The sequence below is a fragment of the Microbacterium sp. NPDC055683 genome (assembly GCF_053617895.1).
The window spans coordinates 55,198-69,153 of the sequence record NZ_JBSHGQ010000008.1; the positions used below are offsets into that span (position 1 = coordinate 55,198).

General features: G+C 69.2%; 11 protein-coding genes. All 11 read left to right on the top strand.

The annotated features are described in order from the left end of the window. The first annotated feature begins 9 nt into the window (after positions 1 to 9). A complete protein-coding gene (locus ACWGPF_RS05345) occupies positions 10 to 1,311 on the top strand; it encodes an ABC transporter substrate-binding protein (RefSeq protein WP_452331838.1) in 1,302 nt (433 codons plus the stop codon). Between the two features lie 7 nt (positions 1,312 to 1,318). Next, a complete protein-coding gene (locus ACWGPF_RS05350; RefSeq protein ID WP_452331839.1) occupies positions 1,319 to 2,233 on the top strand; it encodes a carbohydrate ABC transporter permease in 915 nt (304 codons plus the stop codon). After that, the gene (locus tag ACWGPF_RS05355; protein ID WP_452331840.1) at positions 2,233 to 3,147 is read left to right on the top strand and encodes a carbohydrate ABC transporter permease; all 915 of its coding nucleotides are present in this window, start codon (positions 2,233 to 2,235) and stop codon (positions 3,145 to 3,147) included. Before ACWGPF_RS05350 ends, ACWGPF_RS05355 begins: the two co-directional genes overlap by 1 nt. A gap of 2 nt (positions 3,148 to 3,149) precedes the next feature. After that, positions 3,150 to 3,812 (top strand): DUF624 domain-containing protein, encoded by a 663-nt coding sequence (locus ACWGPF_RS05360; protein ID WP_452331841.1) that lies wholly within the window; start codon positions 3,150 to 3,152, stop codon positions 3,810 to 3,812. 21 nt (positions 3,813 to 3,833) lie between these two features. Continuing rightward, complete coding sequence (locus tag ACWGPF_RS05365; RefSeq protein WP_452331842.1) at positions 3,834 to 4,844, top strand: hydroxyacid dehydrogenase; 1,011 nt, start codon at positions 3,834 to 3,836, stop codon at positions 4,842 to 4,844. Positions 4,845 to 4,976: 132 nt separating this feature from the next. Continuing rightward, a complete protein-coding gene (locus ACWGPF_RS05370) occupies positions 4,977 to 7,790 on the top strand; it encodes a discoidin domain-containing protein (protein WP_452331843.1) in 2,814 nt (937 codons plus the stop codon). Between the two features lie 66 nt (positions 7,791 to 7,856). Then, positions 7,857 to 9,590, top strand: a complete 1,734-nt coding sequence (locus tag ACWGPF_RS05375; RefSeq protein WP_452331844.1) for a glycoside hydrolase family 35 protein — start codon at positions 7,857 to 7,859, stop codon at positions 9,588 to 9,590. Positions 9,591 to 9,730: 140 nt separating this feature from the next. Further along, positions 9,731 to 10,672: an ABC transporter permease gene (locus tag ACWGPF_RS05380; RefSeq protein ID WP_452331845.1), complete on the top strand. Its 942-nt coding sequence runs from the start codon at positions 9,731 to 9,733 to the stop codon at positions 10,670 to 10,672. Then, the gene (locus ACWGPF_RS05385; RefSeq protein ID WP_345441279.1) at positions 10,659 to 11,645 is read left to right on the top strand and encodes a carbohydrate ABC transporter permease; all 987 of its coding nucleotides are present in this window, start codon (positions 10,659 to 10,661) and stop codon (positions 11,643 to 11,645) included. The genes ACWGPF_RS05380 and ACWGPF_RS05385 overlap by 14 nt, the downstream gene beginning before the upstream one ends. Before the next feature lie 52 nt (positions 11,646 to 11,697). Next, positions 11,698 to 13,260, top strand: a complete 1,563-nt coding sequence (locus ACWGPF_RS05390) for an extracellular solute-binding protein (RefSeq protein ID WP_345441282.1) — start codon at positions 11,698 to 11,700, stop codon at positions 13,258 to 13,260. A 63-nt stretch (positions 13,261 to 13,323) separates the two neighbouring features. Beyond that, positions 13,324 to 13,956, top strand: a complete 633-nt coding sequence (locus tag ACWGPF_RS05395; protein ID WP_452331846.1) for a YesL family protein — start codon at positions 13,324 to 13,326, stop codon at positions 13,954 to 13,956.

The window sequence follows — 13,956 nt, forward strand, 5'->3', positions numbered from 1 at the left end:
AGCACTCCCATGAAGAAGCGCATCATCGCCACCACGGCCGGCCTCGCGGTCTCGGCCCTCGCCCTCGCCGGGTGCAGCGGCGGCACGACGTCGACGACCGATCCCGACGGGCCCATCACCCTGACGCTGTCGGGCTGGAGCGTCGAGACGACCCCCGAGTTCCAGCTGCTGGCCGACGCCTTCCACGAGCAGAACCCCGACGTCACGGTCGAGATCGTCGACTACGACCCCGCCGAGTACAACACGCTCGTCACGGCCGATCTCGCCGCAGGCACGGGCCCGGACATCATCACGCAGAAGGAGGTCAAGTACCTCACCACCTTCCAGGAGGGCGGTCAGCTGCTCGACGTCTCCGACGTGGAGCTGCCGGACGGCATCGGCGGCGCCTCGGCGTACGAGGTCGACGGCACGGCCTACGCCGTCCCGTACCGCCAGGACTCGTGGGTGCTCTACTACAACACCGCCCTCTTCGACGAGGCGGGCGTGGCCTACCCCGACGGCACCTGGACGTGGGACGACTACGAGGCGGCGGCCGAAGAGCTCACGACGAAGCTCGCCGACGCCGGCTCGTCCGCCAAGGGCGCATACCAGCACAGCTGGCAGTCGACCGTGCAGGGCTTCGCGACCGCGCAGACCGAGGGCGCCGATCTGCTCAGCGGCGACTACGGCTACGTCGCGCCGTACTACGAGCGCGTGCTCGCCCTGCAGGAGGCGGGCGCCCAGGAGGCGTACAACACGGTCACGGCGAACCAGCTCACCTACCAGGGCGAGTTCGGCACGCAGAAGGCCGCCATGCTGCCGATGGGCACGTGGTTCGTCGCCACGCTCATCTCCCAGCAGGCGTCGGGCGACGCCGACGACTTCGAATGGGGCATCGCGCCCATCCCGCAGCAGGACGCCTCGACGACCGGCGCCGACGCGACGCCCGTGACCTTCGGCGACCCGACCGGCTTCGGCATCAACGCGAACATCGACCAGGGCAAGGTCGACGCCGCGAAAGACTTCCTCGCCTTCGCCGCGAGCGAGGAGGCGGCGACCGCGCTCGCCGAGATCGGGATCACGCCCGCTCTCCTCACCGATCCCGTCGTCGAGGCGTACTTCTCGGTGGACGGCGCCCCGCAGGACGAGCTGTCGACGTTCGCCGTGCAGACGCACGAGACCCTGCCGGAGAGCCCCACGTCGAGCAAGACGGCGGCCGTGCAGAACATCCTGAACGACATGCACTCGGCCATCCTGTCCGGCTCGGCCGATGTCGACGCCGCGATCTCGGAGGCCGAGGAGCGCGTCGCGAACGAGGTCGGGGTCGAGTAGGAGCGTGATGACCACCGTCGCGCCGTCGCCGCGCATCCGCAGGCGGCCATCCCGCCTGCGGATGCGCAACACCCTGCTGGGGTGGAGCTTCATCCTGCCGAACTTCATCGGCTTCGCCACGCTCACCCTCGTTCCCGTGATCGTGCTGTTCTACATGTCGCTGACGAACTGGAACATCTTCGGATCGTCCCAGTTCGTCGGCCTGCAGAACTTCCAGCGGCTGCTCGCGGACGGCAGCTTCCGCGTCGCGTTCGGCAACACGCTGTACTACTCGGTCCTCCACATCCCGCTCACGATCGTCGTGTCGCTCGGGCTCGCGCTGCTGCTGAACAACAAGCTGCGCGGCGTGGCGTTCTTCCGCACCGCCGCCTTCTTCCCCTACATCACGTCGATCGTCGCGATCGCGCTGGTGTGGAACCTGCTGTTCAGCCCCGACTACGGCCCCATCAACGAGATGCTCCGCGCCGTGGGCATCTCGGAGCCGCCCGGATGGCTGACGTCCGCGGAGTGGGCGATGCCCGCCGTCGTCATCATCAGCACGTGGCGCGACATGGGGTACTACATGGTGCTCTTCCTCGCGGCGCTGCAGACCGTGCCGCGCGAGCTGCACGAGGCGGCCCGCATGGACGGGGCGAACGTCTGGCAGCGATTCCGCAACGTCACCCTGCCGTGCCTGCGCCCGACGATGTTCTTCGTCACGGTCATGCTGACCATCAACTCGTTCAAGATCTTCGACCTCATCCTCGTGCTGACCAACGGCGGCCCCGGGCAGTCGACGACCGTGATCTCCCAGTTCATCTACCGCAAGGGATTCGAGGAGAACCAGTTCGGCTACGCATCCGCGGCGTCGGTCGTGCTCTTCCTCCTCTGCATCGTCGTGACGATCGTGCAGTTCCTGTGGAACAAGCGGAAGGAGGCGTGATGAGCGAGACCATGACGCTCGTCGCCCCCGAGCGGCAGGGCCGCCGGACGTCGATCGACCCGCCCGCCCGCCCGCGCGGCGCCGGACGCGGCCGGGGGAGGGCCTCACGCATCGCCCTCTACGTCGTCCTCGTCGTCGCGGCGGCGGCGATGCTCACACCGTTCTTCTGGATGGTCATGAGCTCCCTCAAGGAGGCCAACGCGGTCTTCTCCGTGCCGATCCGGTGGATCCCTGAGATGTTCGTCTGGGAGAACTACGTCGACATCTGGACGCGCTCAGACATCCTCACCTGGATCCGCAACACGCTCGTGCTGTCGGTGACGGTGACGGCCCTGCAGGTGCTGACGGGATCATTCGCCGCGTACGGGTTCTCGCGCATCCGCTTCCCGGGCCGCGACGCGCTCTTCCTCCTGTATGTCGGCACGATCGCCGTGCCGTGGCAGTCCTACATGATCCCGCAGTTCATCCTGCTGTCGAACGCGCAGGTGGCGAACACGCTGTGGTCGATCATCCTGCTGCAGGCGTTCGGAGCGTTCGGCGTCTTCCTCATGAAGCAGTTCTACGAGACCGTGCCGGAGGACCTCTCCGAGGCCGCCAGGCTCGACGGCCTGAGCGAGTACGGCATCTGGCGGCGCATCATGCTGCCGCTGTCGGTGCCGGCCATCGCGAGTCTGTCGCTGCTGACGTTCGTGAACACGTGGAACGACTACCTCGGGCCGCTCATCTACCTGCGCGACCCGAGCCTGTGGACCATGCAGCTCGGCCTCAAGAACTTCGTGTCGAGCCTCTACGACGTCGACTACGGCGTGCTGTTCGCGGGGCTCACGATCTCCGTCGTGCCGATCGCGATCGTGTTCCTCCTCGGCCAGCGCTACTTCGTCGAGGGCATCGCGACGAGCGGCATGAAGGGCTGACGATGAAGCGCATCCCGCACAGCGTCTACTCGACGCTCTTCGGTGTCGCCCATCTCGCGCTCGGCGTCAACGCGTCGCTCGCCCTCGTGTGCCTGCCGCTGCTCGTGCTGCTCGTCACGACCGACCCGTCGCTCTCCTGGCCGCTGCTCGCGGTCGCGGCGGTGCCGTGCGGGATGGGCGCGGCCGCGGCGTTCGCGACCTTCCGTGCGCACGCCTCCGGCGAGACGGCGGTGTTCCGGACCTACTTCCGGGAGCTGCGCGCGACGTGGCGCCGCGCGCTCGCCCTCTCGGCGCTGGTCGTCGGTGTCGGAGTCGTCGCACTCGTCGACGTGGTCGTGCTCGTGCCGACGGGCGCGGGTGCCGTCGTCGCCCCGCTCCTCGTCGTCGTCGCGCTGCTCGCGCTCGCCGCGGGGATGGTCGGCCTCGTCGCCCTGACGGAGGCGCCCGACGCGCGGCTGCGCGATGTGCTGCGCGTCTGCGTCGTCCTCGCCGTGCGCCGATGGCCGCTCACGATCGCGTCGTTCGCCGTCCTCGCCGTGCAGGCGGCGGTCGTCGTCGCCGCGCCCGCGCTCGGCATCGGGCTGACGGCGGCCGCCAGCCTCTATGTCGTATGGGCGGGCGCGCGCTACACCCTGCAGCCCGCCCTGCGGCCCGTCGCGGCCTGACCCCTCTCCCGAAGGACCCCCATGACCTCGACCGACCGCCGGCCGCGCATCCTCTCCGCCGTCGGCTCCGGCGCGTTCGCACCCGCATCGGAGGCGCACCTCGCGCAGGAGCTGGCGCGGTACGGCGAGCTGCTCGCGACCGTCGACGGCTTCTCCTCGCCCCAGGCGCGCCGGGCGCTCGCCGATGCGGAGGTGCTCGTGACGGGATGGCGCACCCCGCGCGTCGACGCCGCCGTGCTCGACGCCGCGCCGGCGCTGCGCTGGGTGCTCCATGTCGCCGGCTCCGTCAAGGAGCAGCTCGATCCGGAGGTCTGGCGCCGGGGGATCCGCGTCAGCTCGGCCGTCGACGCGAACGCGGTGCCGGTCGCGGAGTTCACGCTCGCGGCCATCCTGATGGCGAACAAGCGCATCGTGCAGATCGCGCGCGACTACCGCGCGCGGCGTGCCCTCGTCGACCAGGCGACGCTCGGCGTCGTCGGCAACTACCGGCGGCGCGTCGGCATCGTGGGCGCATCGCGCATCGGCCGCCGCGTCGTGGAGCTGCTGCGGCCCTTCGACCTCGAGGTGGCGCTCTTCGACCCCACGCTCTCCGACGACGACGTCCGCGCACTCGGGGTGCTGCCGATGCCGCTCGACACGCTCTTCGCCTCCAGCGACGTCGTGTCGGTGCACGCCCCGTCGCTGCCCTCGACGCACGGGCTCGTCTCGGCGGCGCTCATCGACGCGATGCCCTCGGGCGCCACGCTCGTGAACACCTCGCGCGGAGAGATCGTCGACCAGGAGGCGCTGACGCGCCGAGTCGGGCGAGGAGACCTGTATGCGGTGCTCGACGTGACGGTGCCATGGGCGCTGCCGGCCGACCATCCGCTCTACGACCACCCGAACGTGCTCCTGACTCCCCACATCGCGGGGTCGGTGGGAACCGAGGTCGACCGCATGATCGACGCGCAGATCGACGAGCTGCGGCGCATCGCGTCGGGGGGCTCGCTCGCCCACCCCGTGCTCCTGGACACGCTCGGCACGGCGGCCTGAGCCCCCTGATCGCTTCCGAGCGTTTCGCCGAACCCGCGCTTGCCGTGGGAGCGTGCGCATCGCTTGGATGCTGTTTACGCAAACATCTCCGGGGCGACGACGCCCCGATCACGAGGGAGTGATGTGAAGAGCATGAAGAACGTCGCGGCCGGGGTCTGCCTCGTCGCCGCGCTGACCCTGTCGACGGTCGCGTCGGCGCAGGCGGCGGTGCCCGTCGGCGACCCGACGACCTACACGTCGTACCCGGCCGTGCAGGATCCGGGCGCGAGCGCAGCGGGCTACTTCCAGCCGTACTGGTTCGACGACCAGGGCGCGCACATCCAGGCGCACGGCGGCCAGGTGGTGACGGCCGAGGAGCTCGGCGTCGAGGGCGGCGACGTCGTCACGGGCTCCGAGGAGGGGCGCACGGTCTACTACTGGTACGGCGAGGACCGCACCAACGGCTACTACGGCAGCCCGGGCGTGCACGCGTACAAGTCGTACGACACGCTCAACTGGACGGACGAGGGAGTCGTGATGCGGGGGGTCCAGACCGCCGCCGACCTCGAGTCCGACTACTTCGACGCCCTGTACGACACGGTCGATGACGCCGGCCAGCCGCGCACGGAGCGCATCGACGAGCTGAACTACCACCTGAACACGAGCGATGCGGCGGACCACACCGCGATCTTCGAGCGGCCGAAGGCCCTCTACAACGACAGCACGGGGCAGTGGGTGCTGTGGTGGCACTCCGACGGGCAGACGACCCCCGGCGGCAGCATGTACGCGCGGTCGATGGCGGCCGTGGCGGTGTCGGACAGCCCCACGGGCCCCTTCCGGCTCACGGGCGCCTACCGGATGCCGAACCGCACCGACTACAAGGCGTGCATCTCGGCCGCCGTCCCCGGCCAGGCCCGCGACATGACGGTGTTCCAGGACGAGGACGGCACGGCCTACATCGCGTACTCGTCGGAGGAGAACCGCTCGCTCTACATCGCCGAGCTCGACGCGTCGTACACGAACGTCACGCACACGACCGACGTCGACATGGCCTCCGCCCACCAGTACTCCGAGGACGGCCGCTTCCCATACCTGTTCGCCGACGGCAGCGCCGAGGCGCCCGTGCGCGGCGAGGACTTCCAGATCGTGAAGGAGTGCGGCATGCTCGAGGCACCCGCGCTCTTCCAGCACGGCGGGAAGTACTACGCGGTCGCGTCGGGGGCGACCGGCTGGGCGCCGAACCCGCAGACGTACTACACCGCCGACACCATCCTGGGGTCGTGGATCCGCGGCGTCGAGACGGGCGACGCGAACGAGAACGTCGCCTACAACGCCATCCCCGAGGGCGGCGACGGCCTGCTGTCGGTCGGCGACACCCGGAGGACGACGTTCGGCTCGCAGTCGACGAACGTGCTCGACCTCGGCGGCGGCCGCTTCGTCTACATGGGCGACCGGTGGAACTCGGGCGCCGCGGACTCCACCTACGTGTGGCTGCCGATCACGATCGGCGAGGACGGCCGCGCCCAGATGCGCAACCCCGCCACGGAGGATCCGGCGCGCTGGGCCGACGGCTGGGACGCGTCGTACTGGGACGACAAGGGTCGAGGCACGGAGATCTGGAGCGTCGTGGACGACGGCCTGCCCGACACCGTCGAGCCGGGGGAGGACTTCTCCGCCGCCCTGCCCGCGACCGTGCCCGTCGAGGCCGGCGGTACGACGACCGAGGTCGCGGTGACCTGGAGCGCGACGTCGTTCGCGGAGCGCGGCTCGCAGTCGATCACGGGGACGCTCGCCGCCGACGCGGGATTCACGGCGGGTCGCACCTTCACGCGGACGATCGAGGTCGCCACGCCGGGCGTCGTGAACCTCGCCCCCGACGCGGCCGTCTCGGCATCGAGTCGCGCCGACCTCGCCGCGACCGTCGTCGACGGCAACGTGAAGGGCAAGGGGTGGGACGACTGGCTCTCGGGCGGCGTCTATCCGAAGGCGAGCTGGCTCTCCTTCTCCTGGCCCCTCGCGCAGGACGTCGACGAGATCGTCGTGCACACCTACAAGGACGGCGCGGGCGCCACCTGGCCGTCGACCGTGTCGGCCCAGTACCTCGACGCGACGGGTGCCTGGGTGACGGCCGACGCGAGCGTCGACCTCGTGCAGGACGCCTCGGCGTCGGCACCCGTGGCGACGCTCGATGTGTCGTCGCTGCCGGCCACGAGCGGCATCCGGGTCGACCTCGCGACCGCGACCAACACGTGGCAGTCGATCTCGGAGGTGCAGCTGTGGGGCGCAGAGGGCCCGACCGAGCTGTGCGCGGCCGAGGGCACGAGCGTGTCGGCGAGCTTCCACCAGGCGCAGTACGCGACCATGCCGGCCGAGAACGCCTGCGACGGCAGCGCATCGACGAGCTGGTCGACGTGGGCGGCCGCGAAGCAGGATCAGGCGACGTTCACGGTCGAGCCGGCCGAGGCGCACGTCGTCGACCGGGTCGGCTTCACGAACATCGAGGGCACCATCGCGAGCGTCGGCGTCGAGTACCGCGACGCGGAGGGCACGTGGCACGCCACGACGGCCCAGGCCGTCGCGGCGGCGGCCAACGGGCGCCCGACCGCGATCTCCTTCGAGCCGGTGCTCGCGTCTGCCGTGCGGATCACGTTCTCGACCCCGGGGTCGTACCTCAAGATCCCCGTGCTGGGGGTCGCAGGCGCGACGGCCGACGTCGTGCCTGCGGTGTCGACGCGGTGCGCCGGACACAAGGTGCAGGTCATGGCGACGGTGCGCAACTCGGGGGGCGACGCGACCACGGTGCGCGTGGAGACCCCCTACGGCGTGAAGACCCTGCCCGTCGCGGCAGGAGGCTCGGCCTCCGCCGCGTTCCCCGTCAAGGCGACGTCGGCGCCGGCGGGCGAGCTGACGGCGACGGCGAATGGCACGTCGGTCACGACGGGGTACGCGGCGCGGACCTGCGGCTGATGATGACAACGGTTACTCTGACCCTCAGAACAATGAGCTTCCGACGCTCGACGGAGAGGACATCGGATGGCCGACTTCCGCATCGGAGAGCAGGACTTCCTGCTCGACGGCGCCCCGCACCGCATCATCGCCGGAGCCCTGCACTACTTCCGCGTCCATCCCGACCTGTGGGCCGATCGCCTCCGCAAGGCGCGGCTCATGGGACTCAACACGATCGAGACGTACGTGGCGTGGAACGCGCACGAGCCGAGGCGCGGGGAGTGGGGCGCATCCGGGGGAACCGACCTCGGGAGGTTCCTCGACCTCGTCGCGGCAGAGGGCATGCACGCCATCGTGCGGCCGGGGCCGTACATCTGCGCGGAGTGGACCAACGGCGGGCTCCCCGCCTGGCTCACGAGCACGCCGGGCATCGGGGTGCGCCGCAGCGAGCCGCAGTACCTCACGGAGATCGAGCGCTACCTCCGCCACGTCTACGACATCGTCGTGCCCCGGCAGATCGACCGGGGCGGCAACGTCGTCCTCGTGCAGATCGAGAACGAGTACGGCGCGTACGGAGACGACGCCGAGTACCTCGCGGAGCTCGTGCGCATCACGCGCGACGCCGGCGTCGTCGTGCCCCTCACGACCGTCGACCAGCCGGAGCCGGCGATGCTCGCGGCGGGCTCCCTGCCCGGACTGCACCGAACGGGGTCGTTCGGCTCCCGCGTGGAGGAGCGCCTCGCGACCCTGCGTGCGCACCAGCCGACGGGCCCGCTCATGTGCTCGGAGTTCTGGGACGGCTGGTTCGACTGGTGGGGCGGCGTGCACCATACGACGAGCGCCGCAGACGCCGCCGCATCGCTCGACGCGCTGCTGTCCGCAGGGGCGTCCGTCAACATCTACATGGTGCACGGCGGCACGAACGCCGACCTCACGAGCGGCGCCAACGACAAGGGCCGCTACCTGCCCATCACGACGTCGTACGACTACGACGCGCCGCTCGACGAGGCGGGGGATCCGACGGAGAAGTTCCACGCGTTCCGCGAGGTCATCTCCCGATACGCCCCCGTGCCCGACGAGGTGCCGCCGCCCGCGTCGCCCGCGCCGGCATTCGATGTGCCGCTGGCCAGGGCGGGCGGATGGCTCCCGGGCCATGTCCCCGGCGGCGCCGACCCCGCCCCCGCGACCTTCGACGCCCTCGGCCACACGAGCGCGCTCGTGTCGTACTCCGCCGAGCTCGCGGCCCATGACGAGACGGCGCTCCTGGCGTTCGACGAGGTCCGCGACACCGCGTGGGTGCGCATCGACGGTGCGCCCGTCGGGCGGCTCTCGCGCACGCTGCACGAGCGCGCACTGGCGCTTCCGCCCGGCAGGCGGCTCGAGGTGCTCGTGGAGGAGCAGGGGCGGGTGAACTACGGCCCGCGCATCGGCGAGGAGAAGGGGCTCATCGGTCTGCCCGCGATCGGCGGGCACGTGATCGCCGGCTGGTCGGCGACGCCGGTCGACGTCGCGTCGGCCGGGGCCGCGGTCTCGCGCGGCGAGCAGCCGGGACCTGCGGGGAGCGCCCTGCGCGGCGAGTTCGACCTCGCGGCTCCGGCCGACCTGTTCCTGGACACGAGCGGATGGGGGAGAGGCTACGCCTTCGTGAACGGCGCGCTGCTCGGGCGGTACTGGTCGACGGGCCCGCAGCGCACCCTCTACGTTCCCCGCCCGCTCACGCGCGCGGGCGCGAACACGCTCGTCGTGCTCGAGCTCGAAGAGGCGCCGCTGCGCACCGCACGGTTCGCCGAGGGCCTGCTGCTCGGGCAGCTCGAGGAGTGATCGCGCTGCGTCCGCGGAATCGGGTCTTGCGCCCGATGCGGACGCGGCGCTAGTCTCGACGCAGTTTCATCGACGGTTAGTTTTAACCCCGATGACCGTGAGGGCACCGTCGCCCCGCGGCACTGCAGAGAGGCAGGGGCATGTCCATCACGGGCGAGAGACGACGACCCCGTCGTGCGCTGAAGGAGCTCTGGCACAGCCGGACGCTCATCCTCATGTGCATCCCGGCGATCGTGTTCTTCGCGATCTTCAGCTATGCGCCGCTGCCGGGCATCTGGATCGCGTTCACGAACTTCAACTATCGCGACGGCATCTTCGGGAGCCCGTTCGTGGGGTTCCAGAACTTCGAGTTCCTCATCAAGTCGGGCCAGCTGTGGCTCCTGACGCGGAACACGATCCTCTACAACGTCGCGTTCATCGTGCTCGGGAACATCCTGCAGATCGCCCTCGCGATCATGCTGAGCGAGATCAGCCGGAAGTACTTCAAGAAGATCACCCAGACCGTGATGTTCCTGCCGTACTTCATCTCGGTCGTGCTCATCGGCGTCATCGCGTTCAACCTCCTGAACTACGACACCGGCGCCCTCAACGCGCTCATCGAGGCGACCGGCGGCGACCCGATCAAGATCTACAGCACGGCAGGGGCCTGGCCGCTCATCATCATCCTCGTCCACCTGTGGCAGAGCACGGGGTACGGGTCGATCGTGTACTTCGCCGCGATCATGGGCATCGACAGGACGCTCTTCGAGGCGGCGGCGATCGACGGCGCGTCGGCGTGGCAGCGCATCCGCTACGTCATCCTGCCGAGCCTGAAGCCGACGTTCATCATCCTGCTGCTGTTCTCGCTCGGCGGCATCATGAACGGCAACTTCGGCCTGTTCTGGAACCTCGTCGGCAACAACGCCGCGCTGTTCTCGACGACCGACATCATCGAGACCTCCGTCTACCGGATGGTCATGTCGCAGAACAACTTCACGACGTCGACGGCCGTCGGCCTCTACCAGTCCCTGTTCGGATTCGCCCTCGTCATGACGGCGAACTGGGTCGTGCGAAGGATCAACAAGGACTATGCCATCTTCTGACCTGCTCCTGCCCGCCACCGTCACCGAGGTCATCACGACGAAGGGGCAGAAGGGCCGCCGACGCGGACCGGCGAGGCGTCCGCGCACCATCCGGCTCTCCCGCGGCGACATCGCGCTGAAAACGGTGTCGTACGTCACGATCACCCTGTTCTCGCTCTTCTGCGCGCTGCCGTTCGTCCTCATCGTCTCGGCGTCGTTCTCGAGCGAGTCCGAGATCATGCGCACGGGCTTCGGCCTGCTGCCGAAGGGGTTCACGCTCACCGCCTACGAGTTCATCTTCCGGTCGCCGCGGCAGATCCTCGGGTCGTACGCCGTGACGATCATCATGACGCTCGCCGGCACGGCGATCGGCCTGTTCATCATCTCCATGACCGGCTTCGCGCTGTACCGCAAGGACTTCCGCTACCGCAACGTCATCTCGTTCTTCATCTACTTCACGACGCTGTTCTCGGCCGGCCTCGCGCCGACCTTCCTCTGGGTCGGCCGCGATCTGGGGCTCCGCGGCAGCTACCTCGCGGTCTTCCTGCAGCTGCTCATGACGCCGTGGCTCATCATCCTCATGAAGAACTTCATGCGCACGGTGCCCTACGAGATCGTCGAATCGGGCAAGGTCGACGGCGCGGGCGACTTCCGCATCTTCGCCCAGCTGACGCTCCCCATGATGAAGCCGGCGCTCGCGACGATCGGCCTCTTCCTCGCCCTCGGCTACTGGAACGAGTGGTACCTGTCCTCGCTCTACCTCGGCAGCACCGTCGAGTTCAAACCGCTCCAGTACTACCTCTACAACGTCATCAACACGGCGAACGCCCTGCGCAACTCCGTCGCGGGCGACAACGTCAGCATCACCGACCTGCCGAGCAACACCCTCAAGATGGCGAGCGCCGTGCTGGCGACGGCGCCCATCCTCTTCGTCTACCCGTTCGTTCAGAAGTACTTCGTGAGCGGCATCACCGTCGGCGCCGTCAAGGGCTGACCGCCGCCGCACCCCCGAACCCCCACCCAGGAATGAGCCGAAGGAGTCTCACATGCGCAGGACCACGATCAGGGCGGGAGCAGGACTGCTCGCCGTCGGAACCGCCGTCGGGATGCTGGCGGGCTGCACCGCCTCCGGGTCGGGCGACGCCGGCGACGGCGGCGAGCCGACCGAGATCACGATGCTCGTGCTGGGCGACAAGCCCACCAACGGACGGCTCGAGGCGATGCTCGAGAAGCTCAACGAGCGCCTCGTCGAGCAGGCCAACGCGACCCTCGACCTCTACTACGTCGAGTGGGCCGACTGGCAGACCCAGTACAACGTGCAGCTGCTCTCCGGCGACACCAACGTCGACCTCATCACGACGGCGACCGACTGGCTGTTCGCATGGGAGAACGCCGAGAAGGGGGCGTTCCTGCCGCTGTCCGAGGAGATGCTGCAGGAGTACGCGCCCGAGACCTGGGCGCAGGTCGATGCGGACGGGCACTGGGATCTGACGAAGCTCGACGACGGGCAGATCTACTTCATCCCCGAGGACAACTTCACGCAGTGGACGAACCACGGGTTCTTCTACCGCGGCGACTGGGCGACGGAGGCCGGCTTCGCGAACGGCGAGATCACGTCGTTCGAGGACTTCACGACCTACTTCGCGTGGATCAAGGAGAACAAGCCGGAGGCCTACCCGTGGGACGTCGCGGGGGCGAGCAACGGCGAGGCGGCGCTGACGGGCTACCTGCAGGGACACACCGACTTCGTCACGCTGCAGGGACTCAGCGCCGGCAACTACATGCCGTTCCAGACGTCGGCGTCCGATCCCGAGACCGTCACCTCCTGGTACATGGAGGGCGACGAGCTGCTCGAGGCCGCCGAACTCGCCCAGGAGTGGAACGAGCTGGGCGTCTGGCGCGAGGACGCCACGAACTACGACGGCGACACCCGAGAGGAGTTCTACGCCGGTCTGTCGGGCACCGACCAGCACCATACGCAGACGTTCATCGGCCAGATCGTCGACAACATGGAGGCGAAGCAGCCCGGCTCCGACCCCAGGTTCTTCTACTGGGGCCAGGAGAACGGCAACATCTACCGCGACATCCTCACCCACGGCGCCATGGCCGTGAGCGCGACGTCGTCGAACCCCGAGAAGGCGCTCGAGGTCTACGACCTCATCCGCAACGACGAGGAGGACTACCGCCTCCTCAACTACGGCATCGAGGGCACCGACTACATCGTCACGGACGAGGGCGAGCTCGACTACCCGGAGGGCTACGACTCGTCCACCGACTCGCTCGGCTCGAACTTCTGGGCCGGCCGGATGGACGAGTACGAGCTCCCGAAGGTGACCGACGCGGAGAACAAGCAGGAGATCTACGACGCCCTCGACGCCGTCGCCGAGGACTACCCGTACTCCACCCTGCGCGTGAACAAGGACGCCATCGACCCGACCCTCGCCGCCATGGGCGCCGTGCTGTCGGAGTACATCCCGCAGCTGCAGTACGGCAAGTTCGACGACCCGGAGGCCGCCATCGACGAGATGCGGCAGAAGCTGCTCGACGCCGGCTACGAAGACGCGCTCGCGTCGATCCAGGCCGACCTCGACGCCTGGTCCCAGCAGTAGCCGCACGGCTCCCGGCGGTCCGCGCGCGGACCGCCGGGAGCCCCATCCAGAGAAGGAGGAGCGGTGAACAGCATCTTCGCCGCCGACTCCGCGCTCATGCGCGGACTCACCCGCATCGCCGACGTCATGATCCTCAACCTGCTGTTCGTCGCGACCTCGCTCCCCGTCGTCACCCTGGGCGCCTCGCTCACGGCGCTCCACTTCACGGCCATGCGCCTCGCGGCGGGCGAGAGCGAGTCGACATCCGGCGACTACCTGCGCTCGTTCCGGCAGAACCTGCGGCAGGGCACCGTCGTGCTCCTCCTGCACGCGCTCGTCGTCGCGGCGCTCGCCGCGTGGTACGCCGTCATCCCGGCGTTCGGCGCGCCCGCGCTCGTCGAGCTCGCCCTGTTCGCGCTCTGGTACGTCGTCGCCTTCGCGTTCGCGTCGTGGGCGCTCTACGTCTTCCCCTACCTGGCGCGCTTCGAGGGGTCGACGCGCGACGTGCTGCGCCTCTCGCGACTCATCTCGATGCGCCATCCGCTCGCCACCCTCACGATGCTCGTCGTCATCGCGCTCGCCGTCGCGGTCACGGTGTTCGCCCCGCAGGCCACGGGCTACGGCATGCTGTGGCTCCTCGTCGGATTCGGCGGCGTCGCCGTCGTGAACGGCGGGGTGCTCGCGCGCGTCTTCGGCCGCTACGCGAGCGAGGGCTGA